This window comes from Mycobacterium sp. P7213, from assembly GCF_900604305.1.
Lineage (GTDB): Bacteria > Actinomycetota > Actinomycetes > Mycobacteriales > Mycobacteriaceae > Mycobacterium.
Map to the genome: position 1 here is coordinate 39,444 of NZ_UWOA01000022.1, position 21,767 is coordinate 61,210.

At 69.0% G+C, this 21,767-nt stretch carries 20 protein-coding genes; 9 read left to right on the forward strand and 11 right to left on the reverse strand.

The features are described from left to right. Positions 1–2: 2 nt before the first annotated feature. The 3 genes from gndA to EJK91_RS10520 are packed head-to-tail and all read right to left on the reverse strand — an operon-like array spanning position 3 to position 2,876. On the reverse strand, positions 3–1,451 hold the full coding sequence (gene gndA / locus EJK91_RS10510) for an NADP-dependent phosphogluconate dehydrogenase (protein WP_125078904.1): 1,449 nt from the start codon (positions 1,449–1,451) through the stop codon (positions 3–5). A 55-nt stretch (positions 1,452–1,506) separates the two neighbouring features. Beyond that, a complete protein-coding gene (locus EJK91_RS10515) occupies positions 1,507–2,445 on the reverse strand; it encodes a M56 family metallopeptidase (RefSeq protein WP_024442782.1) in 939 nt (312 codons plus the stop codon). A 14-nt stretch (positions 2,446–2,459) separates the two neighbouring features. Then, positions 2,460–2,876: a BlaI/MecI/CopY family transcriptional regulator gene (locus EJK91_RS10520; RefSeq protein WP_024442783.1), complete on the reverse strand. Its 417-nt coding sequence runs from the start codon at positions 2,874–2,876 to the stop codon at positions 2,460–2,462. A 139-nt stretch (positions 2,877–3,015) separates the two neighbouring features. Between EJK91_RS10520 and EJK91_RS10525 the strand changes: the two genes are divergently transcribed. Then, positions 3,016–3,429, forward strand: a complete 414-nt coding sequence (locus tag EJK91_RS10525) for a PaaI family thioesterase (protein WP_125078905.1) — start codon at positions 3,016–3,018, stop codon at positions 3,427–3,429. 48 nt (positions 3,430–3,477) lie between these two features. Here the strand turns inward: EJK91_RS10525 and EJK91_RS10530 are convergent, their stop codons facing one another. Then, a complete protein-coding gene (locus tag EJK91_RS10530; protein ID WP_024442785.1) occupies positions 3,478–4,863 on the reverse strand; it encodes an NAD(P)/FAD-dependent oxidoreductase in 1,386 nt (461 codons plus the stop codon). 108 nt (positions 4,864–4,971) lie between these two features. Next, the gene (locus EJK91_RS10535; protein WP_024442786.1) at positions 4,972–5,643 is read right to left on the reverse strand and encodes an SDR family oxidoreductase; all 672 of its coding nucleotides are present in this window, start codon (positions 5,641–5,643) and stop codon (positions 4,972–4,974) included. 278 nt (positions 5,644–5,921) lie between these two features. On the opposite strand from EJK91_RS10535, the gene modA reads away from it, so the two are divergent. Genes modA through EJK91_RS10565 form a run of 6 tightly spaced genes read left to right on the forward strand, consistent with a single transcriptional unit; the run spans position 5,922 to position 10,868 of the window. Next, the gene (gene modA, locus EJK91_RS10540) at positions 5,922–6,677 is read left to right on the forward strand and encodes a molybdate ABC transporter substrate-binding protein (protein ID WP_024443760.1); all 756 of its coding nucleotides are present in this window, start codon (positions 5,922–5,924) and stop codon (positions 6,675–6,677) included. Between the two features lie 6 nt (positions 6,678–6,683). Beyond that, on the forward strand, positions 6,684–7,475 hold the full coding sequence (locus EJK91_RS10545; RefSeq protein ID WP_444850810.1) for an ABC transporter permease: 792 nt from the start codon (positions 6,684–6,686) through the stop codon (positions 7,473–7,475). Further along, on the forward strand, positions 7,472–8,587 hold the full coding sequence (locus EJK91_RS10550) for a sulfate/molybdate ABC transporter ATP-binding protein (protein WP_125078906.1): 1,116 nt from the start codon (positions 7,472–7,474) through the stop codon (positions 8,585–8,587). Before EJK91_RS10545 ends, EJK91_RS10550 begins: the two co-directional genes overlap by 4 nt. Before the next feature lie 37 nt (positions 8,588–8,624). Next, the gene (locus tag EJK91_RS10555) at positions 8,625–9,497 is read left to right on the forward strand and encodes an alanine and proline-rich secreted protein Apa (RefSeq protein ID WP_125078907.1); all 873 of its coding nucleotides are present in this window, start codon (positions 8,625–8,627) and stop codon (positions 9,495–9,497) included. A 6-nt stretch (positions 9,498–9,503) separates the two neighbouring features. Next, on the forward strand, positions 9,504–9,806 hold the full coding sequence (locus EJK91_RS10560) for a GlsB/YeaQ/YmgE family stress response membrane protein (RefSeq protein WP_036458643.1): 303 nt from the start codon (positions 9,504–9,506) through the stop codon (positions 9,804–9,806). 33 nt (positions 9,807–9,839) lie between these two features. Next, on the forward strand, positions 9,840–10,868 hold the full coding sequence (locus EJK91_RS10565) for a zinc-binding alcohol dehydrogenase family protein (RefSeq protein ID WP_024443757.1): 1,029 nt from the start codon (positions 9,840–9,842) through the stop codon (positions 10,866–10,868). A 71-nt stretch (positions 10,869–10,939) separates the two neighbouring features. Here the strand turns inward: EJK91_RS10565 and EJK91_RS10570 are convergent, their stop codons facing one another. From EJK91_RS10570 to EJK91_RS10580, 3 genes are all read right to left on the reverse strand, one after another. Then, positions 10,940–11,707 (reverse strand): CPBP family intramembrane glutamic endopeptidase, encoded by a 768-nt coding sequence (locus tag EJK91_RS10570; protein ID WP_024443756.1) that lies wholly within the window; start codon positions 11,705–11,707, stop codon positions 10,940–10,942. A 100-nt stretch (positions 11,708–11,807) separates the two neighbouring features. Next, the gene (locus tag EJK91_RS10575; RefSeq protein WP_081654632.1) at positions 11,808–12,218 is read right to left on the reverse strand and encodes an MmpS family transport accessory protein; all 411 of its coding nucleotides are present in this window, start codon (positions 12,216–12,218) and stop codon (positions 11,808–11,810) included. Between the two features lie 5 nt (positions 12,219–12,223). Next, the gene (locus EJK91_RS10580) at positions 12,224–14,629 is read right to left on the reverse strand and encodes a phosphoketolase family protein (RefSeq protein WP_239651226.1); all 2,406 of its coding nucleotides are present in this window, start codon (positions 14,627–14,629) and stop codon (positions 12,224–12,226) included. Positions 14,630–14,668: 39 nt separating this feature from the next. On the opposite strand from EJK91_RS10580, the gene EJK91_RS10585 reads away from it, so the two are divergent. Both EJK91_RS10585 and EJK91_RS10590 read left to right on the forward strand, forming a co-directional pair. Beyond that, complete coding sequence (locus tag EJK91_RS10585) at positions 14,669–17,050, forward strand: CoA transferase (RefSeq protein ID WP_125078908.1); 2,382 nt, start codon at positions 14,669–14,671, stop codon at positions 17,048–17,050. Between the two features lie 10 nt (positions 17,051–17,060). Next, entirely contained in the window at positions 17,061–18,539 is a 1,479-nt protein-coding gene (locus EJK91_RS10590) for an acetyl-CoA acetyltransferase (protein ID WP_024443750.1), read from the forward strand. A 17-nt stretch (positions 18,540–18,556) separates the two neighbouring features. Here EJK91_RS10590 and EJK91_RS10595 read toward each other — a convergent pair whose 3' ends face one another. From EJK91_RS10595 to EJK91_RS10605, 3 genes are read right to left on the reverse strand one after another with little or no spacing between them, the layout of a single operon-like run. Then, complete coding sequence (locus tag EJK91_RS10595; protein ID WP_164517932.1) at positions 18,557–19,789, reverse strand: NAD(P)/FAD-dependent oxidoreductase; 1,233 nt, start codon at positions 19,787–19,789, stop codon at positions 18,557–18,559. Between the two features lie 17 nt (positions 19,790–19,806). Next, positions 19,807–20,442, reverse strand: a complete 636-nt coding sequence (locus EJK91_RS10600) for an endonuclease (protein ID WP_024443748.1) — start codon at positions 20,440–20,442, stop codon at positions 19,807–19,809. A gap of 55 nt (positions 20,443–20,497) precedes the next feature. Beyond that, positions 20,498–21,736, reverse strand: a complete 1,239-nt coding sequence (locus EJK91_RS10605) for an alpha-hydroxy acid oxidase (RefSeq protein ID WP_024443747.1) — start codon at positions 21,734–21,736, stop codon at positions 20,498–20,500. Positions 21,737–21,767 lie beyond the last annotated feature (31 nt).

A 21,767-nucleotide genomic window follows, 5' to 3' on the forward strand; every position in this document is an offset into this window, starting at 1 on the left:
CGCTAGACCGGAACTTCGCTGCGGTCGGCGCTCCACAGCGTGTGGAACTTGCCGTCCGAGTCCGTCCGCCCGTAGCTGTGCGCGCCGAAATAGTCGCGCTGGGCCTGGGTCAGCGCAGCCGGCAGCCGCTCGGTCCGCAGGCCGTCGTAGTAGGCCAGGGCCGAGGAGAAACCAGGGGCCGGGATACCCAGGCTCACGGCCGTGGTCACCACCCGGCGCCAGGAGTCGATGGCAGCCTCGACCGCGCTGCGGAAATACGGTGCGGCCAGCAGGCTCACCAGGTCGGCGTCGGCGTCGAAGGCCTCCTTGATGCGGTTGAGGAACTTCGCGCGAATGATGCAGCCGCCCCGCCAGATCGTCGCCAGGTCACCCGGGGTGACATTCCAGCCGTACTCGGCGCTGCCGGCCTGAATCTGGTTGAAGCCCTGCGCATACGCGACGATCTTGGAGGCATACAGCGCCTGGCGAACGTCCTCGGTGAACTGTGCCGTGTCCGCGGGGCGTTCGCCGAGGTTTCCGGCGGCCAGGCCTACCGCGGCGCGACGCTGCGGGACCGAGCCCGACAGCGCCCGGGCGAAGACCGCCTCGGCGATGCCGGTAACCGGAACCCCCAGGTCCAGAGCGGACTTGACGGTCCAGCGGCCGGTGCCCTTCTGCTCGGCTTCGTCGACGATGACGTCGACCAGCGGCTGGCCGGTCTTGGCATCGACCTGTCGCAGCACCTCAGCGGTGATCTCGACCAGGTAGCTGTCCAGCTCGCCGGCGTTCCACTCGGTGAACACTTCGGCGATCTGCGGTGCGGTCAGGCCCAGCCCGTCGCGCAGCAGCTGGTAGGCCTCACCGATCAGCTGCATGTCGGAGTACTCGATGCCGTTGTGCACCATCTTCACGAAGTGCCCCGCGCCGTCCGGACCGATGTGGGTGCAGCACGGCACCCCGTCGACGTGGGCGGAGATCTCCTCGAGTAGTGGCCCCAGCGACTCGTAGGACTTCTTGGGGCCGCCCGGCATGATCGAGGGCCCGTTGAGTGCGCCTTCCTCGCCGCCGGAGATCCCGGCCCCGACGAAGTGCAGGCCACGGGCGGCCATCGCCTTCTCCCGGCGGATGGTGTCGGTGTAGAGCGCGTTGCCGCCGTCGATGATGATGTCACCGGGCTCCATCGCGTCGGCGAGTTCGTTGATGACGGCGTCGGTCGGGTCACCGGCCTTGACCATGATCAGCACTCGGCGCGGCTTCTCAAGGGCGGCAAGGAATTCCGGAATCGTCTCGCTGCGCACGAAGCTGCCTTCGGAGCCGTAGGCGTCGAGCAGTGCGTCGGTTTTGGCGACCGACCGGTTGTGCAGCGCCACGGTGTAGCCATGGCTGGCGAAGTTGCGCGCGATGTTGGATCCCATGACTGCCAGTCCGGTCACGCCGATCTGGGCGGTGCCAACAACGTCCGACGCGCTCATGTATTCGCCTCTCGGTGGTAGGTGATTCGATGCCCGGCACGCCGGACGGCGCAGGTTACCCCGCGATCAGTCGGTGCAACTCGGTGAGCCACGGTACCGCCAGCGCCACCGTGGGCACCGTCAGCACCCCTGCTGCGGCCGAATAGGCGGCAGCGGCCAGCGCCGGGCTGTTGCCCTGTCCCGACAACCGTTGCACGCGCAGCACCGTGTTGGTGCCGCCGGCTGCCAGCGCACCGGCGGGCACTTTGGTTGAGGCACAGGTGACCAGGGCGCGGGCCAGGGGTGGAGCACCGGCCACTCGCACGGCCGCGTCGTCGGCGAGCAGTTCGATCAACAGCCGCACGGCGTCCAGGGCGCTGGCGCTCCGCACGAACCAGGGGAACGCGGTGTGCACGGCCGAGAACGCTTCGAGTACCAGGTCGTGCCGCGCACGCAGATGGGCCCGCTCATGACACAGCAGCGCGGCCAACTCGGTGTCACCGAGCGCGTCCAGCGTGCCGGAACTGACCACCACCCGGCTCCGCACCCCCGGCAAGCAGTAGGCCAGCGGCTGCATCACCTGAAGAATGCGCAGCCCACTGGTGCGCACGGCGGGCGGGCGGTCGGTGACACTGACCAGGTCGACGAGCATGCGGTGGTGGGCCCGGCGCTGCCGGGTGCGGATCGCGACCCGCAATACCGTCCACGTGAGGCGCATCCCGACCATGAGGGTCAACACGAAGACCGCGACGTAGAAGGTCCACAGCGGCCAACCCAAGCGGTCCAGCGAGCCGACGATCGTCGAGGTGGGCCGCCCGTCCGGGCCGGGCATCAGCAGGCGGCTCGCGGTGGCGAGCCCGGCGCTGAACGCGGACAGCACCGCGGCAATGGCGATGGCCTGCCAGAGCACCAGCGCGGCCCGCGGAGCGCGAAGCGGCCAGTCAGCGCGCGCGAGCAGGGCGGGTACCGGCCCTACGAGCAGCAGCGCGACGATGGAAAAGGCCAGCGCGGACACGCTGTAAGTCTCCCTCAGGACGCAGGTCGGCCGCTACCTGGGAGGCGAATGCGGTGTTTGGCCTCCAGTTCGTCCAGTGCACGCCGCAGCGCGTCGGCCTCGTCGACTCCGACGCGTTCGACGAAGTGCACCAGCGCAGCGCGGCGGTCGCCCGAGTCGGCGGCCTGGTCGAGTGCCTCCACCATCAGCCCGGCGACCAATTCGTCGCGGCCCCGGACCGGTGTGTAGCGGTGTGCACGGTCATCGCGAATCTGCGACACCAGGTTTTTCTTGGCCAGTCGCTGCAGGACCGTCATCACGGTCGTGTATGCCAGGTCGCGCTGCGCTGACAGCGCCTCGTGGACCTCGCGCACCGTCTGAGATTCTGGCGATGACCACAGGTGGTCCATCACCGCGCGTTCCAAGTCCCCTAAATGGGTCTGCTTCGCCATGTTTGTTATCAACTCCCCGGGCAACGGAGCAAGCCTACCCTTAATTACTACCGGGCGTCGTATCAGAAGCTGAGCGTCTGCTGCGACCCAGGTGTGATGGGAACGGATCGCCCTTCCAGGCATCGTGTAGAACCATCACATGGCTGCCACCGGATCTCTGTCCGACTTCTCCGCGCCCTTCGATTCCGAGATCGGCCTGGTCTATACCGACGTCGGCCCGGACGGAGCGCACGCCACGCTGGAGCTTCAGCCCAAACTCTGCCAGCCGGCGGGAATCGTGCACGGCGGCGTGTACTGCTCGATCATCGAAAGCGTGGCCAGCGTGTCGGCGCACACCTGGCTCAACCGCGACGGCGGCGACGCGGTCGGCACGGTCGTCGGGGTCAACAACAACACCGACTTCCTGCGGGCGGTCTCGTCGGGAACCGTCTATGCCGCGTCCACCCCGATTCATCGCGGCCGGCGCCAGCAGTTGTGGTTGGTGACGATCACCGATGCCGACGAGCGGGTGCTCGCCCGCGGCCAGGTGCGGTTGCAGAACCTGTCGGAGTAGACGGTCAATACGGGGCAGGCGCCGCTGGGTCAACGGCGCCCGGCGACGCTAGCTGACCGCGCGCTCGGCCCCGCGTTGCGCCTCGGCCGCCAGCACTTCGAGCTGCTCCAGGCGTGTTCTGGCGAAAGCCTGCTGCTCGGTGATGGTGAGCTGGCCGCGCCGGGTGCTCAGGAAGGTCACGTTCCACGACAGCAGCGTGCTGATCTTGTTCTTGAACCCGACCAGGTAGATCAGGTGCAGCCCCAGCCAGGCCAGCCAGGCCAGGAAACCGCTGAACTCCAGCGGCCCGATCTTGGTGACCGCGGAGAACCGGGACACGGTGGCCATCGAGCCCTTGTCCAGGTACTGGAAGGGCTCCCGGTCGGCCGGGTCGGCGCCGCCGAGCTCAGCCTTGATGGTGCTGGCGGCGTGCTTGGCGCCCTGAATGGCGCCCTGCGCCATCCCTGGGACACCGTCGACGGCCGCCATGTCGCCGACGACGAAGACGTTCGGGTGCCCCGGCACGGACAGGTCCGGCAACACCTTGACCCGCCCGGCGCGGTCGAGCTCGACGTCAGACTGCTCGGCGAGATCGCGGCCCAGCGGGCTGGCCGACACACCGGCGGACCACACCTTGCACTGGGATTCGATCCGCCGGAGCTTGCCGTCGGCATCCTTGACGGTCAGTCCGTTGCGGTCTACGTCGGTGACCATGGCGCCGAGCTGGATCTCCACACCCATCTTCTGCAGCCGCTCGGCGGCCCGGCGGCCCAGCTTCTCGCCCATCGGCGGCAGCACGGCCGGAGCGGCGTCGAGCAGGATCACCCGCGCCTTGGTCGAGTCGATGTTGCGGAACGCGCCCTTGAGTGTGTAGTTGGCCAATTCGGCGATCTGCCCGGCCATTTCGACGCCGGTGGGGCCCGCGCCGACCACCGTGAAGGTCAGCAACTTCTCCCGTCGGGCTTCGTCTCGGGACCGCTCGGCCTGTTCGAAGGCGCTCAGGATGCGGCCCCGCAACTCCAGCGCGTCGTCGATGGTCTTCATGCCCGGCGCGAACTCGGCGAACTGGTCGTTGCCGAAGTAGGACTGCCCCGCGCCGGCCGCGATGATCAGGCTGTCGAACGGGGTGTCGTAGGTGTGGCCGAGCACCTCGGAGGTGACGAACTTGCCGGCCAGGTCGATGCGGGTGACATCGCCGAGCAGCACCTGCGCATTGCGCTGCTTGCGCAGGACAACGCGGGTGGACGGCGCGATCTCACCCTCGGACAGGATGCCCGTCGCAACCTGGTACAGCAGGGGCTGGAACAGGTGGTGAGTGGTGCGGGCGATCAACTTGACGTCGACGTCGGCGCGCTTGAGCTTCTTCGCCGCGGTCAAACCACCGAATCCCGAGCCGATGATGACGACCTGGTGGCGTCGGCTCTGCTGCGCAGTGACTTCAGGCTGGGCGCTCATGGGAATCCGGTTGCTCCTCGACGGTGACTGCGTTCACCCAATACGCTAGTCGACCTAAAAGGCGGTCACCGCATCCAGTGGTTGTGGGATTAGCCACTCCCGTCACAGTCAGGCAAAGCAGGCCAGCGCCCCGTGGCCGACGTGCAGCGTCTGGCCGGTGATGTGCCGGGCAGCCGGCGAGGTCAAAAATACCGCGAGACGGGCGATTTCAGCGGCCCCGGTGGGCGGCACACGGGTCAGTCCGTCGTAGCCCGGCCGGGCGCCTTCGCCGGCGGCCACCACGTTGACGGTGATTCCGCGGGTGCCGAACGCAGTGGCCTGGCCGGCGGTCCAGTTCGACAGTGCGGCCTTGACCGCGGCGTCGGCACCGCCGTCGCGGGGGTTTTCCGGCAGCACCGAGATGATCGAGCCGCCCGAGCGCAGGTGGTCGCCGATGGTGCCGACGGTCAGCACCGCCGAGAGCACCGTGGCGTCGAGCGCGCTGCGCCAGGCGCTGGCCTGGTCGGCCAGCGAATAGCCGCGCGGGTCGCCGCCCTGCCAGCGTGGTGCCGGGACGTTGACGATGGTGTCGAGGTGGTGCGGAAACAACCCGCGGGCAGCCAGCATGCTTGCCGGGTCGGTGTTGTCGCAGACGACCGCATTGGCGTCGAGTTCTTTGGCGGCGACCTCGAGCTCGGGGCCGCGCAAACCGGCGAGCGTCACCTTGTGGCCAGCCTCGCTGAAACCCTCGGCAACGGTGCGACCCAATTCGGTGTCACCACCGGTGACCAGCACATCCATCGGTAGGTCCTCCTTGTGTTCCGAGCTATGTTACTGGACGGTAGCCGGTTTGCGGGGATGGGGCGGAACTCGGCACAGACACGATCCGGCCACAGTCCGGGGTGCACCGGGATTCGACCCGCCGCGCGTCGCTTCGCGCCGCTTGCGATCGCCGCTGTGTTGACGGCGGCGACCCGCCGCGCGTCGCTTCGCGCCGCTTGCGATCGCCGCTGTGTTGACGGCGGCGACCCGCCGCGCGCCGCTTCGCGCCGCTTGCGATCGCCGCTAGGCTGCCAGCCATGGGGCGTACCCGCGTGGTCTGCGGAGCGATGGCGGGCGTGCTGGCGGTGGGAATGGCCGGCTGTAGCACGGAGCCGGTGTCCCCGACGATCACCGTGTTCGCGGCGGCGTCGTTGCAGCCGGCGTTCACCGAGATCGCCGAGCAGTTCAAAACCGACAATCCCGGGGTCGCGGTGGCCTTTAATTTCGCCGGGTCCTCGGATCTGGCCACCCAACTGACCCAGGGGGCGCGCGCCGACGTTTTCGCCTCGGCCAACACCACCCAGATGGACAAGGTCGCGCAGGCCGGCCTGCTGGACGCCGCGGCGGTGGCGTTTGCCACCAACACGCTGGTGATCGTGACAGCACCCGGCAATCCGCACGGGGTGCGGTCCTTCGCTGATCTGGCCGCACCAGGGCTCGCGGTAGTGGTGTGTCAATCACCGGTCCCGTGCGGCGCGGCGACGCACAAGGTCGAAGACGCCACCGGTGTCACGGTCACCCCGGTCAGCGAGGAACCCGACGTCACCGACGTCCTCAACAAGGTCACCACCGGCCAGGCCGATGCCGGTGTGGTCTACCGCACCGACGCCCAGCACGCCGGGGGCAAGGTGGCCACCATCGAGTTCCCCGAGGCTGCCGACGCGGTCAACACCTACCCGATCGCGCTGCTACGGGAGGCGGCTTCGCCCGGGCCGGCCCGCGCGTTCGTCGATCTGGTCACCGGCGAGGCGGGGCAGAAGGTGCTGCACGCGGCCGGTTTCGGTAAGCCCTGACCGGCCGTGGTCAGCCGGCCTGATCACCTGCCGGGCTGGGTCTATGTGCCCGCCGCGATCGGCGCGGCATTCGTGGTGTTGCCGCTGGTGGGGATCGCGACCAAAGTCGACTGGCCACATTTCTGGGCGTTGATCAGCAGTCCCTCCGCCATCACCGCACTGCAACTGAGCCTGCGCACCGCCGCGGCCAGCACGGTGCTGTGTGTGCTGTTCGGTGTGCCGATGGCGCTGGTGCTGGCGCGCAGTCGGTCACGCGTGGTGCGCCTCCTGCGACCACTGGTGCTGTTGCCGCTGGTGTTGCCACCGGTGGTGGGTGGAATCGCGCTGCTGTATGCGTTCGGCCGGCTCGGATTGTTGGGACGCTATCTGGAGGCCGCCGGAATCCATATCCCGTTCACCACCAGCGCGGTGGTGCTGGCGCAGACGTTCGTGTCGTTGCCGTTTCTGGTGATCGCGCTGGAAGGCGCGGCACGCACCGCCGGTGCCGCTTACGAGACGGTGGCGGCCACGCTGGGCGCACGGCCCAGCGCGGTGTGGTGGCGGGTCACCCTGCCGCTGTTGACGCCGGGTCTGATCTCCGGAGCGGTTCTGGCATTCGCGCGGTCACTCGGGGAATTCGGCGCGACACTGACCTTTGCCGGCTCGCTTGAAGGTGTCACCCGGACGTTGCCGCTGGCCATCTATCTGCAACGCGTGTCGGATGCCGACGCCGCGGCGGCGATGTCGCTGTTGCTGGTGGCCGTTGCCGCCGTGGTAGTGCTCGTCCTGGGCGCCCGACGACTGGGCGACATCGGGTGACCGCCGCGACCGGGGGGCTCAGCGTGCAGGCCGTGGTCGCCGAGCGCGGCCTGGACGTGCGGCTGGACGTCGGCCCGGGCGAGGTGCTGGCGGTCTTGGGACCCAACGGCGCCGGGAAGTCGACGTTGCTGCACGTGATTGCGGGACTGCTGCGGCCCGACGAGGGCGTGGTCCGCGCAGGCGATCGGGTGCTGACCGACACCCGGGCCGGAGTTCAGGTGGCGACCTGGGATCGCCGGGTGGGCCTGCTGCTGCAGGATCCGCTGCTGTTCCCGCATTTGAGCGTGGCGGCCAACGTCGCATTCGGGTCGCATCCCCGGCGTCGCTTCGACCTGCGCCGGGCGCGCACCCGAGCCCTCGCGGCGCCGTGGCTGCGCGCGGTCGGCGCCGAAGGGCTGGCCGAGCGCCGGCCGCGCCGCCTCTCCGGGGGGCAGGAGCAGCGGGTCGCGATCGCCCGCGCCCTGGCCGCTGAACCGGAGGTGCTGTTGCTCGACGAGCCGTTGGCCGGGCTCGACGTGGGTGCGGCTTCAGCGGTGCGCACGGTGCTGCGCGACGTGCTCGGTGCGGCCGGACGCACCACCGTGCTGGTCACGCACGATCTGCTCGACGTGTTTGCGCTGGCTGATCGGGTCCTGGTCCTCGAATCCGGTCGGATCGCCGAGATAGGCCGTGCCGCAGAGGTATTGGCTGCACCGCGGAGTCGCTTCGGGGCCCAGATCGCCGGCGTCAATCTGGTCGCGGGGGTGCTTGACGCCGCCGGCGTATTGCGGACCGGGTGGGGAGACCAGTGGCACGGCACCACCGACGACGGTGCGGAGCCGGGCCGGACGGCGGTCGCGGTCAGCACACCGCGGGCGGTGGCGGTCTACCGGGAGCCGCCGCGCCACGGCAGTCCGCGCAATCTGCTTGAGGTGGTCGTGGCCGAGCTCGACGTACGCGGCAGCACGGTCCAGGTGCGCGGTGTGGACCAGCCCGACGGTGCGCCGGGGCTGGCAGCGGACATCACCGCGGACGCAGCGGCGGAGCTCCGTCTGGCGCCCGGTGAGACGGTCTGGTTCGGGGTCAAAGCCCAGGAAGTGACCTTGCGCGCGACACACCCCGGCATGGCGTAACTTGCGTACGGATGGCAACGCGGTAGGTTTTTCTGCCATGAAGCAGGTGGACCTGACCTCCAGGGGAATTCGGGCGATGGCCGCGACTGCGGTCGCGGGTGCGTTGGCATTCGCCGCTGCGGCGCCGGTGTATGCGGATCCGGTGCCGCCGTCTCCTCCCGCACCGCCGGCCACCGCGGATGCCCCGCCGGCCGACCCGGACGCCCCGGCTCCGGCCGCTGAGCCCGCCGCACCCGAGGTGGGTCGTGTCGACGACGTCGCGGGCGGTTTCAGCTTCGTGCTGCCCGGCGGCTGGGTGCAGTCCGACACCAGCCACCTTGAGTACGGTTCGTCGCTGCTGAGCAAGAAGACCGGTGAGCCGATGCTGCCGGGGCAGCCGGCGCCGGTGGCCAACGACACCCGGATCGTGCTCGGCAAGCTCGACCAGCGGCTCTACGCCAGCGCTGAAGCCGACAACGCCAAGGCAGCCACCCGCCTCGGATCGGACATGGGCGAGTTCTTCATGCCCTACCCGGGCACCCGCGCCAACCAGGTGAACGCGCCGCTCAACGGCGGTGGTCTGACCGGTAGCGCGTCGTACTACGAGGTCAAGTTCACCGACCCGGCCAAGCCGGTCGGCCAGATCTGGAGCGGCGTGATCGGCGTGCCGCCGGCCGAGGGCACCGGCCCGCAGGCCGAGCGTTGGTTCGTGGTGTGGCTGGGCACCGCCAACAACCCGGTGGACACCAACGCGGCCATCGCGCTGGCCGAGTCCATCCGGCCGCTGGGCGCACCCCCCGCGGAAGCAGCGCCGGGTCCGGCGCCGGGCATTCCGGGAATCCCGGCTCCGGCACAGGGACCCGCTCCCGCGCAGGGACCCGCTCCTGCACAGGGACCCGCTCCCGCGCAGGGACCCGCTCCCGCTGCCTAAGCCCCGATGACGCCCATGGCCGGAAGCTATCTCGCTGCAGCGCTGTCCACTCCGACGTCGGTCAGCTGGCTGGCCTACGTCCTGATCGGCGGCATCGCCGGCTGGCTGGCGAACCGCATCATGAAGCGCGGTGGCTCAGGGATCCTGCTCAACGTCGTGATCGGCGTGATCGGCGGTTTCCTCGGCGGCATGCTGCTCGGCTGGCTCGGTGTCGACGTGGAGCACGGCCGCAGGTGGTTCACCTTCTTCGTCTCCCTGGGCGGGGCCATCATCCTGCTGTGGGTCGTCGGATTGGCTCGCCGCAGGTAGCCGGCCCGGCCGTGGAAAGCGCACCATAGGTCTATGGCGTCGCAGGTGGCGGGTGTGTCGATGACGGGATGGCGCGTCCGACGTCCCGGTCCGATAGCCAACCGGCCACTTGAGCGGGTCAGTACCTCGGTGCCGCGACCGGAACCCTCGGAACTGCTGGTGGCCGTGCAGGCCTGCGGCGTGTGCCGTACCGACCTGCACGTCGCCGAGGGTGACCTTCCGGTGCACCGCCCCGGTGTGATCCCCGGCCACGAGGTGGTCGGCGAAGTCGTCGAAGTCGGTGCCGACGCCGGTGACGAGTTCGCAGTGGGGGACCGGGTCGGAATCGCCTGGTTACGGCACACCTGCGGCACGTGTCGCTACTGCCGGCGCGGCGACGAGAATCTCTGCCCGCATTCGCGCTACACCGGCTGGGATGACGACGGCGGCTATGCCGAATTCGCCACGGTGCCAGCAGCTTTTGCCCTCCGACTGCCCGGCGGCTACCGCGACACCGAGTTGGCGCCGTTGCTGTGCGCGGGCATTATCGGCTACCGATCCTTGCAGCGGGCGGACCTGCCTCCGGGTGGGCGGCTGGGCATCTACGGGTTCGGCGGCAGTGCGCACATCACCGCGCAGGTCGCCCTCGCCAGTGGCGCCGAGGTACACGTTATGACCCGCGGGGAACGAGCGCGGGAGTTGGCTTTGGAACTGGGTGTGGCCTCGGCCCAGGGCGCCGCCGATCCGCCACCGGTGCCGCTGGACTCCGCGATCCTGTTCGCCCCGGTCGGCGAGCTGGTGCTGCCCGCCTGTCAGGCACTGGACGCCGGCGGCACACTGGCCATCGCCGGAATCCACCTCAGCGACATCCCACCGCTGAACTACCAGCGCCACCTGTTCCGCGAGCGTCAGATCCGGTCGGTCACGGCCAACACTCGTGCGGATGCCCGCGCTTTTCTCGACTTCGCCGCAGCGCACCACATCGAAGTGACCACGCCGGAGTATTCGCTAGGTGAGGCCGACCGGGCTTTGGCCGATCTAGGTGCGGGCCGGATCGCAGGTGCGGCGGTGCTGCTGGTCTGATGCGCGGGGCCGATGCGGCGCTCCCAGCTTCGGCTCTCCTGCGTCGAGCCTCGCTGAACCGCCGGGCCGACTCAGCCAGAGACCTGCCACACCAGCGCGGCGGCCAGCGCGCCGACCCCGTTGAGGGACCAGTGCAGCGCGATGGGCGCGATCAGGCTGCCGCTGCGCCGCCGCAACCAGCTGAACACGAAGCCCGCGGCTCCGGTGGCCAGCACCGCGAGTGTCACGCCGGCCAGCATGCCGAAGAACCCGCCTCCGAGAATCCGGGTGAAACCGACGTTGCTGCTGGTCAGGCCGAGTGATGTTGCGACATGCCACAGACCGAACAGCAGGGAACCTGCCGCCGCGACGCCACGAAACCCCCACGCCCGGTGCAACGCACCGTGCAGCGCGCCGCGAAACGCCAACTCTTCGGGGATCACGGTCTGCAGCGGGATGACAACCATCGATGCGACCAGCGCACCGGAGACCGTGGCGTAGTGGTTGTTCAGGAACATCGGCCGGGTCGCGGGCAACAGCACGCCGATCGCGATCACCGACACCACCACCAGCACCGCGGCCAGCGCATAGCCGAACCCGGATTTCCAGTGCGCCCGGCCCAGGCCGAGCTCGCTCCAGCTCAGGCCGCTATAGCGGACCAGCGCGATCAAGCCGATGGCGGTGGCCGGGACGGTGGCGACCGCGGCCCACGGGGTGGTGAAATGCGCGATCAGATTGGCGAGCGCCAGCACCACCACGACGACGGCGACGTCGACGAAGGCGCGGAAATGATTCAGTGCCGAGAGTTGCGACACCAACGGGTGCCGCCCCCACGGCACCGCGAACTCGTGGCCAGACATTGGACCGAATTCTACGCGCGACACCGCGTCGGGGCTGTGCGTCGTCGGGGGACGCCCTCCCAGCTTCGGCTCTCCTGCCTCGAGCCGCGCCAACTGCCGGTTACTTGGGGCCGTGGGTCTCGCACAGGACGCGCGCCGGGTTGCCGGTGGCGGTGTTCTCGCTGACCACCTTGCCGTTCACGGTGACCGTACAGGTCAGGGCGCCGGGACCGGCGCTCTGCGCGCTCAGCGAGTACGAGGACGGACTGGCTGCGTTCGTCATCGCGCCGGTCAACTGAAGGGACCACGGCAGCGTGGCGTTGGTGGCGTGCGCCTGACCGTTCTGGACTTGGTAGGTGATGTAGCTGGCGACCCCGGTACCGGTGAGGTCGTAGCGGACCGGCACCCTGGTGAGGTCCGGCGTCGCGCCGGCCGCCCCGGCACCGGCGATGGTGGCCGACGCGACAAGGGCGCCGAGCAGCAACGACATCGCCTTGCGGCGCCTCCGGACCGGTGCGGGGTGAGCAGTCATGGCCGTCACCTTATCTCGCCGCCGTTCGGCTCTGCGCCCGATCGCCAGGTCCAGTTGGTGATCCGGGGATCATCCTCCCCGTGCTCGCGGGTGTAGAGCCGCGCGGCCATCCGCGCATCGACCATCTGCTGGCGCAGTACCGCGTGGCGACCACCCAATCCCGGTACCCGGTCGATCACGTCCATCACCAGGTGGAAACGGTCCAGGTCGTTGAGCATCACCATGTCGAACGGTGTGGTTGTGGTGCCGCGTTCGCGGAAGCCGCGCACGTGCATCTGGTCGTGGTTCGCCCGCGAGTAGGTCAGTCGGTGGATCAACCAGGGGTAGCCGTGGTAGGCGAAGATCACCGGCTTGTCGCGGGTGAACAGTGCATCGAATTCGGTGTCCGGCAACCCGTGTGGATGTTCGGTCGTCGGTTGCAAGCGCATGATGTCCACGACATTCACCACCCGTACCGCCAGGTCGGGCAGCTCGTCACGCAGGATGTCGGCGGCGGCCAGGGTTTCCAGCGTAGGAATGTCCCCGGCGCAGGCGAGCACGACGTCCGGCTCACCGGTGGTGGTGCCGGCCCACTCCCAGATACCCAGACCACGGGTGCAGTGCGCCACCGCCGCCGGCATGTCGAGGTAGGCCAGCGCCGGCTGCTTGCCGGCCACGATCACGTTGACGTAATTGCGGCTGCGCAGGCAGTGATCGGCAACCGACAGCAGCGTGTTGGCGTCCGGCGGCAGGTAGACCCGCACCACTTCGGGTCGCTTGTTGGCCACCAGATCGATGAACCCGGGATCTTGGTGTGACGCGCCGTTGTGGTCCTGACGCCAGACGTGGGAGGTCAGCAGATAGTTCAGCGAGGCGATCGGTTGCCGCCACGCGAGTTCGCGGCTGACGGCCAGCCATTTGGCGTGCTGGTTGAACATCGAGTCGACGATGTGCACGAATGCCTCATAGCAGTTGAACAGCCCGTGCCGGCCGGTCAGCAGATAGCCCTCCAGCCAGCCCTGGCACAGGTGCTCCGAGAGCACTTCCAGGACTCGCCCGTCCGGGGCCAGGTGATCGTCGCCGGGGACGGTCTTCGACAGCCAGACCCGGTCGGTCGTGTCGAAGACCGCCGCGAGCCGGTTGGAGGCGGTCTCATCGGGACCCATCAACCGGAACCGGTCGCGGTTGCGGTCGATGACGTCGCTCAGGAACGTGCCGAGCACCCGCGTGGCCTCGTGCATCTCGGTGGCCGGCCGGGTCACCGGCACCGCGTAGTCGCGGAAATCAGGCAGGTCCAGATCGTGGAGCAGCAGCCCTCCGTTGGCATGCGGGTTGGCGCTCATCCGGCGGTCCCCGCGCGGCGCCAGCGCCGACAACTCCGGCAGCAGGCGACCGGAGGCATCGAACAGTTCACCCGGGCGGTAACTGCGGAGCCACTCCTCCAGTTGCCGGCGGTGCTCGGGGTCGGTGCGGGTTTGCGCGAGCGGCACTTGGTGCGCCCGCCAGGTCCCCTCCACCTGTCGTCCGTCGACCACCTTCGGCCCGGTCCAGCCCTTCGGGGTACGCAACACGATCATCGGCCACACCGGCCGCATCGACGAGCCCTCGGTGCGCGCGGCTCGCTGGATCGCCGCGATGTCGTCGAACGCGTCATCGAGGGCGGCGGCGAGCAGTTGGTGTACGACGGCGGGGTCGTCCCCGGCGACGGTGATCGGCCGGTACCCGTAACCGCGTAGCAAAGATTCCAACTCCGACTGCGGAATACGATCCAGCACAGTGGGATTGGCGATCTTGTAGCCGTTGAGATGCAGGATCGGCAACACCGCGCCGTCCACGGCGGGGTTGAGAAACTTGTTCGAGTGCCAGCTGGCCGCCAGCGGTCCGGTCTCGGCCTCGCCGTCGCCGACCACGCAGGCCACTACCAGTTCGGGGTTGTCGAAGGCCGCACCGAAGGCATGCACCAGCGCGTAGCCGAGCTCGCCGCCTTCATGGATGGAGCCCGGTGTCTCGGCCGCCACGTGGCTGGGTATACCGCCGGGAAAAGAGAACTGCCGGAACAACTTCCGCAGCCCGTCGACGTTCTCGCCGATGCCCGTGTACACCTCACTGTAGGTTCCCTCGAGGTAGGCGTTGGCGACCAGTGCCGGACCGCCGTGGCCGGGCCCGGTGATGAAGATGACGTCCGCGTCGCGCTCGCGGATGATCCGGTTGAGGTGGAGGTAGAGCAGGTTGAGCCCTGGCGTGGTGCCCCAATGCCCAAGCAGTCGGGGCTTGATGTGCTCGGCCCGCAGCGGTTCGGTCAGCAGGGGATTGTCCAGCAGATAGATCTGACCTACCGAGAGATAGTTGGCGGCGCGCCAGTAGGCATCGAGGCGAGCCAGTTCATCGTTGGAGAGGGTGGGCGGTGACGGAGTCGCGTCGGCTGCACTCACCTTTTCCATTGTCGCGCCCAAGCGTGACCGCGGCAACCGATTCATTACCCTGACTGCGTGCTGCTGAAATCGGTTCGTGTGCTCGATCTGGCCGGCGGCGACGCCGACGCGGTGACCCGGTTACTCGCCGACCTGGGAGCCGACGTGCTCAAGGTGGAGCCCCCCGGCGGCAGTCCGGCGCGGGCCGCGGCTCCGCTGCTGGGCGGTGTGAGTGTTGCGTTCGCGCTGCACAACGCGAACAAGCGCAGCATCACCTTGGACCCCGCCGATGAGCGGGACCGCCGGCGCTTCGACGAGCTGGCTGATACCGCCGACATCGTGGTGGACAGCGGCCTGCCGGGCCGCGCGACGGAGTTCGGGACCTCCTGCGCTGCACTGGCCGATCGATTCGCTCACCTGGTGACGATGTCGGTCACCGATTTCGGGACGAGCGGGCCGCGCGCACAGTGGCAGGCCACCGACGCGGTGCTCTACGCACTCTCCGGTGCCCTGTCCCGGTCGGGCCCCACCACCGGAACCCCGGTACTGCCGCCGGACGGGATCGCCTCGGCAACCGCAGCGGTACAGGCTGCCTGGGCGGTGCTGGTCGCCTACTACAACCGGCTGCGCTGTGGTAGCGGGGATTACCTGGACTTCTCCCGATTCGATGCGGTGGTGGCCGTGCTGGATCCCGTATTCGGAGCGCACGGCCAGGCCGCCGCGGCCCAACGCAGGTCGACCCGGTGGCGTGGACGGCCCCGCAACCAGGACGCCTACCCGATCTACGCGTGCCGCGATGGTTACGTCCGGCTCTGTGTCATGTCACCGCGCCAGTGGCGTGCACTGTGGACCTGGCTGGGCGAACCGGCCGAATTCGCCGACCCCAAATACGGCGTGATCGGCGAGCGGTTCGCGGTCTGGCCGCAGATCAGCGCGCTGCTGCGGGAACTGTTTGCCGACCAGGACATGGCGGATCTGGTCAGCGCCGGACAGTCCAGGGGAGTGCCGATCGCGGCGGTGGGGGATCCGGCGAAGGTGCTGACCGAAGAGCACTTCGTGGCCGCGGGGGCGGTCACACAGGCCGAGCTGGTTCCGGGCCTGACCGCGGCGATACCGACCGGCTACTACGTGGTCGACGGCGGCCGATCCGGATTCCGAACCCCGGCACCGGCGGTCGGCGACGCGAGCGCCGGCTGGCTGGCCGAACCGTTGGCCGAGCGGGCACCGGTCGGCGAGGCGGGCGCCCGGCCGTTCCAGGGACTACGCATCATCGACCTCGGGATCATTGTGGCGGGCGGCGAGGCCAGCCGTCTCTTCGGAGACCTGGGTGCCGAGATCATCAAGGTGGAGAGCGCGGCCTACCCGGACGGGCTGCGGCAGGCCCGCCCCGGTGAGGCGATGAGCGAGTCATTCGCCTGGACGCACCGCAACAAATCGGGATTCGGCCTGGATCTGCGGAGTCCGGCCGGCAAGGAGATCTTCGCGCGACTGGTCGGCGAAGCCGACGCGGTACTGGCCAACTTCAAACCGGGAACGCTTGCCGCCCTGGGCTTCTCCTACGAGGTGCTGCGTGAGATCAACCCGCGGGTGGTGTTGGCTGAGAGCAGCGCGTTCGGGGAGTCCGGGCCGTGGAGCGGCCGAATGGGGTACGGCCCGCTGGTGCGTGCCACCGCCGGGGTTACCGCGCTGTGGACGTCTCCGGATGACTCCGGCGACTCGGAGCGCCACCCGTTCTACGATGCCACCACGGTCTTTCCCGACCACGTGGTAGCGCGGGTCGCCGCGATCGGGGCGCTCGCGGCGTTGATCGGGAGCCGGCGTACCGCCGCCGGCAGTCACGTTCACGTGTCGCAGGCCGAGACCGCGGTCAACCAGCTGGACACCAGCTACGTGGCCCGCGCCGCGGGCGCATCGGTCCAGCCGGACACCGCGGTGGATCTGGTCTGCCCGTGCGCCGGCGATGACGAATGGTGTGTGATCTCGATCCGGTCCGATGCCGATATGCGTGCTGTCGCTGCGGCTTTCGACGACGGATTGGCCGATGAGCCGCGCTGGCGCACTGGATCCGGACGCATCACCCACCGTGCGGAGCTGGCCGCAGCGTTGGGCCATCACACCATGGCCCGCACCGCCGCCGGGGTGGCCGAACTGCTGCAGGGCCACGGCGTGCCCGCCGCGCCGATGAACCGGCCGCCCGATGTCGCCGACGACCCCCAGCTGGCCCACCGCGCGGTGTACGCGCCCATGATCCACCCCCTGATCGAGCACCCGCTGCCGGCGGAAACCGGCCCTGCCCCCTTCCGCAACATCCCGGTGGCGCCGCAGCGGCCCGCACCGCTACCCGGTCAGGACACTCGGAAGATCTGCCGGTCACTGCTCGAACTCGACGACGGCGAGACCGACCGGTTGATCGCCGACGGCGTGCTGTTCGCCGCGGATTAATCTGACGTCCATGCCTGTCGACCCCCGGACACCGGTACTGATCGGCTATGGCCAGGTCAACCACCGCGACGACACCGACGCGATAGAACCCGTCGACCTCATGGTGGCCGCCGCCCGCCACGCCGCGCACGACCGGGTACTGCGCGCGGTCGACTCGATCCGGGTGGTGAACCTGCTCTCCGCGCGCTACCGCGATGCCGGTGCGCTGCTCGGTCAGCGGATCGGGGCGCAGCGCCCCGCCACCCGGTACAGCCCGGTGGGCGGCAACGTGCCCCAGTCCCTGGTGAATCAAGCCTGCCTGGACATCCGCGACGGCCGCGCCGGCATCGTGCTGGTGGCCGGCGGTGAGACGTGGCGCACCCGGACCAGGCTGCGGCGTGCCGGCGGGAAACTGGCGTGGACACAGCAGGACGACTCGATCCCGATGGCCGTGTGCGAGGGCGAAGACGTGCCGATGGTCGGCCCGGCCGAAGAGCGCATCGGATTGGACCGGCCCGCCTACGTCTACCCACTGTTCGAACAGGCGTTGCGGATCGCCGCGGGGGAGAAGGTCGACGATCATCGCCGGCGCATCGGTGAACTGTGGTCGCGGTTCAGTGCGGTCGCCGCCGACAACCCGCACGCGTGGATCCGGAACGCCGTGGCCGCAGAAGAGATCTGGCAGCCCGGCCCGAAGAACCGGATGATCAGCTGGCCCTACACCAAGTTGATGAACTCCAACAACATGGTGGATCAGGCGGCCGCGCTGGTGCTGACCTCGGTTCAGACCGCCACCGAGTTGCGGATTCCCACCGACACCTGGGTTTTCCCGCAGGCCGGTACCGACGCCCACGACACCTACGCCATTGCCAACCGGGCCGAACTGCACCGATCACCGGCAATCCGGATCGCCGGGGCCCGCGCGCTGGAGCTGGCCGGCGCCGCCAACATCGGCGAGATCGATTACGTCGACCTGTACTCGTGCTTCCCGTCTGCGGTGCAGGTCGCGGCGGCCGAACTCGGGCTTCGGACCGATGACCCCGATCGGCCACTGACCGTCACCGGTGGGCTCACCTTCGCCGGCGGCCCGTGGAACAACTACGTCATGCATTCGATCGCCACCCTGGCCGAACTGTTGGTGGCCAATCCCGGGCGGCGTGGCCTGATCACCGCCAACGGCGGCTACCTGACCAAGCACAGTTTCGGCGTGTACGGAACCGAACCGCCACCGGATGGATTCCGCTGGGAAGACGTGCAATCCGAGGTGGATGCGCAGGACACCCGGCCGTCAGTGGTGCAGTGGCAAGGCAGCGGTAAGGTCGAGTCCTGGACCACACCGTTCGATCGCGACGGGCGCCCCCTGCAGGCATTCTTGGCCGTCCGCACGCCCGACGGGTCACGGACTCTGGCGGTGCTGCGGGATCCGGATGCCGCCGAATCGACAGTGCGCGAGGACATCGCCGGTGCTGCGGTCGACGTGCACGAAGACGGCACCGCGACGCTGCGTTAGGTCTCGGGCGCCGTCGGCTAGCGTGAAAGGTCGCCCACCGGCACCTGCGGGTCGGCCAGCCGGTGCGGATCGACGGGGGCCTGTGCGTTGATCAGGGCCTTGATGTCGTCGAGGCCCTCCCAGATATTGACGTTCATCCCGGCGAGTACCCGGTTCTCGTCATCGAGCCAGAAGCTGGTGTACTCACGGCTGGCGGGCTCACCGCGAAACACCACCCGGGCGTAGTGCGGCGCGTAGCCGACATACTCCATGCCGAGGTCATATTGATCGGTGAAAAAGTAAGGCAGTTCGGTGTATTCGGCGGCTTCGCCCAGCATGCCGGACGCAGCGACAGCAGGCTGCTTGAGGGCGTTGGCCCAGTGTTCGGTGCGGATCCGGGTGCCGAACAACCGGTGCTGTGCGGCGGCGATATCGCCGACGGCGTAGATGTCGGGGTCGCTGCTGCGCAGCCCCGCGTCCACCAGTACGCCGCCGTCACCAGTGGAAAGGCCTGCCTGCTCAGCCAATTCGATATTGGGCTGGGCGCCGACCGCCACGAGCACCGAATCCGCGCGGATCTGCGAGCCGTCGCCCAACCGCAGGCCGGCGGCGGCACCGCCGGCGGTGGTGATCTCGGCGACCGTCGCACCGGTACGCAGGTCGACACCGTGCTCGCGGTGCAGGTCGGCGAAGACCGCGGCGTTCTCCGCGCCGAGGCCGGCCAGTAGCGGCAGCGCGGCACTTTCCACCACGGTGACGTCGACACCGCGCTGGCGTGCGGCGGCGGCCACCTCCATACCGATCCAGCCCGCGCCCACCACTGCCAGCGAATCTCCGCTTGTCAGTGCCGAATCCAGAGCGGAAGCATCTTCGACAGTCCGCAGATAGTGCACGCGGGAGGCGTCGGCTCCCGGGATCGGTAGCCGCCGCGACCGTGAACCCGTCGCCAACAGCAGTTTGTCGTAACCGAGGCTGGCGCCGTCGGCCAGCCTGACGCTGTGACCGGCGGTATCCACACTGACGACACGGTTGCCCAACCGTAGATCGATTTCGTGTTCGCGATACCAGGTCTCGGGTTTCACCGTGAAGTCGCCGAGGGTCTTCGTGCCCGCGAGGAACTCTTTCGACAGCGGCGGCCGTTCGTAGGGCAGCTGAGGTTCCTCCCCGACAAGCACGATGGTTCCGTCGAAGCCCTTGTCGAGGAGGGCTTCGGCGGCCTTAGCCCCCGCCAGTCCGGCGCCGACGATCACGAACGTGGCTGATGTCGACACGGCTAGCCCTCCGTCTGTCATTCGGCCAGACGCTCGCGGACACCGGCGTCGGCGGAGTAACGCACCAGTGCCGCAGCGAGTTCGGCATTGCGTCCCTGCGACAGTGCGCCGAGTTGGTTTGCATCACTGGGCAATCCGAGATCGCGCGCGGCATCCAGCGCGCGGGCGTCGAACGTGGAACGGGCCCAGGGCCAGACGTCTTGGACCTCGCGGAGAAAGATGCTCGCGCCGACATCACCGATTCCCTTGAAGGACTTCAGCGCCTCGGCGGCCGTCGCGATGTCGCGTCCGCTGCGTTCGGCCAGCAGGCGCAGATCACCGCCGTAGTCGGTCTGCACCGCCTCGGCCAATTCGACCAGCATGGTGGCCGAACTCTCGTCGTAGCGGCGGTAGTGGGCCCGGCCCATTGCGTCGATCAGCGTCTGGCGCTCGGCTTCGAGAACCTTGTGTGGGGTCCGCAACCCGCACTTGAACAGCTCGCGGGCCGCGCGAGCTGCGATGCCGGCGTCGATGGGCTTGCTGGCGAGCATGCACAGCATCAGCAGCTGAAACAGCGGCATCGGCTGGTTCCGCAACCGGATACCGGCCTCCTGGGCGTAGGTGGTACCCGCACGCCGCAGTAGCCGGCGTACCAGTTCCTTGTGGCCATTCACAGCAGCGCATATACCCGGATCGGCCGCACCGAAAACCCGGCAGGAGCGCAGTGCGCTATCGGCGCGGCACCAGCCGTTGCAGCTGGGTGACGTGCTGCGGCGACAGTTCGGCCAGTTCGCTGACCCCGAGCAGCCGCATGGTGCGGCGGATCTGCTCGGCGAGGATGTCGATCACGCGGTGCACCCCGGCCTGTCCGCCGGCCATCAGGCCATACAGGTAGGCCCGGCCGATCAGGGTGCAGCGGGCGCCCAGTGCGATCGCCGCGACGATGTCGGCGCCCGACATGATGCCGGTGTCCAGCAGGATCTCGGTGTCGGCCCCGACCTCACGCGCCACCTCGGGCAGCAGCTGGAACGGTACCGGCGCTCGATCCAGCTGGCGGCCGCCGTGGTTGGACAGCACGATGCCGTCCACACCACGATCGACCACCGCGCGGGCATCGGCGAGGCTCTGGATGCCTTTGACGACGAATCGCCCAGGCCACTGGGACTTGACCCAGGCCAGGTCATCGAAGGTCAGGCTCGGGTCGAACATGGTGTCCATGTACTGCGCGACGGTGCCCGACCAGCGGTCCAGCGAGGCAAAGGACAGCGGCTCGGTGGTGAGCAGGTCGAACCACCAGGCCGGATGCACCGCCGCATCGGCGACCGTGCGCAGCGTCAGCGCCGGTGGAATGGACATGCCGTTGCGGGAGTCGCGCCGCCGCGCCCCGGCGACCGGGCAGTCAACGGTCGCCAGCAGGGTGTCGTAGCCGGCTTCGGCGGCGCGGCGCAGAAGCGCCATCGACCGGTCGCGGTCGTGCCACATGTACAGCTGAAACCAGCGGCGGGCCCCGGGGGCGGCCGCTGCGACGTCTTCGATCGAGGCGGTACCCAAGGTCGACAGCGAGAACGGGATCCCGGCGGCCTCGGCGGCGCGGGCTCCGGCCAGCTCTCCCGCGGTGTGCATCAGCCTGGTGAAGCCGGTCGGTGCGATCGCGAAGGGCAACGCCACCGGCGCGCCGAGCACCTCGCGGCTGGTGTCGACCGAGGAGACGTCGCGCAGGATAGCCGGATGAAACTCGATGTCCCGGAAGGCCTGTCGGGCTCTGTTTAACGAGATCTCGTCCTCGGCTGCGCCGTCGGTGTAGTCGAAGGCGGCTCGCGGGGTGCGTCGTTTGGCGAGCAGACGCAGGTCTTCCACGGTCAGCGCGGTCTCAAGCCGGAGCGCGGTGCGGTTCAACCGGGGCCGGCGGACACGGATCAGTGGCGCAAGATCACCGATCCTGGGAACCCGCCGCCTGATCTTCGACATCGCTGCTCCTTCCCTGCTGCAGGTCGAACTG

Bases quoted from the DNA above. Each gene is read 5' to 3' on its own strand.
- gndA (WP_125078904.1), bottom strand. From the start codon at position 1,451: ATGAGCGCGTCGGACGTTGTTGGCACCGCCCAGATCGGCGTGACCGGA.
- EJK91_RS10520 (WP_024442783.1), bottom strand. From the start codon at position 2,876: ATGGCGAAGCAGACCCATTTAGGGGACTTGGAACGCGCGGTGATGGAC.
- EJK91_RS10525 (WP_125078905.1), top strand. From the start codon at position 3,016: ATGGCTGCCACCGGATCTCTGTCCGACTTCTCCGCGCCCTTCGATTCC.
- EJK91_RS10530 (WP_024442785.1), bottom strand. From the start codon at position 4,863: ATGAGCGCCCAGCCTGAAGTCACTGCGCAGCAGAGCCGACGCCACCAG.
- EJK91_RS10535 (WP_024442786.1), bottom strand. From the start codon at position 5,643: ATGGATGTGCTGGTCACCGGTGGTGACACCGAATTGGGTCGCACCGTT.
- modA (WP_024443760.1), top strand. From the start codon at position 5,922: ATGGGGCGTACCCGCGTGGTCTGCGGAGCGATGGCGGGCGTGCTGGCG.
- EJK91_RS10555 (WP_125078907.1), top strand. From the start codon at position 8,625: ATGAAGCAGGTGGACCTGACCTCCAGGGGAATTCGGGCGATGGCCGCG.
- EJK91_RS10560 (WP_036458643.1), top strand. From the start codon at position 9,504: ATGACGCCCATGGCCGGAAGCTATCTCGCTGCAGCGCTGTCCACTCCG.
- EJK91_RS10565 (WP_024443757.1), top strand. From the start codon at position 9,840: ATGGCGTCGCAGGTGGCGGGTGTGTCGATGACGGGATGGCGCGTCCGA.
- EJK91_RS10570 (WP_024443756.1), bottom strand. From the start codon at position 11,707: ATGTCTGGCCACGAGTTCGCGGTGCCGTGGGGGCGGCACCCGTTGGTG.
- EJK91_RS10575 (WP_081654632.1), bottom strand. From the start codon at position 12,218: ATGACTGCTCACCCCGCACCGGTCCGGAGGCGCCGCAAGGCGATGTCG.
- EJK91_RS10590 (WP_024443750.1), top strand. From the start codon at position 17,061: ATGCCTGTCGACCCCCGGACACCGGTACTGATCGGCTATGGCCAGGTC.
- EJK91_RS10605 (WP_024443747.1), bottom strand. From the start codon at position 21,736: ATGTCGAAGATCAGGCGGCGGGTTCCCAGGATCGGTGATCTTGCGCCA.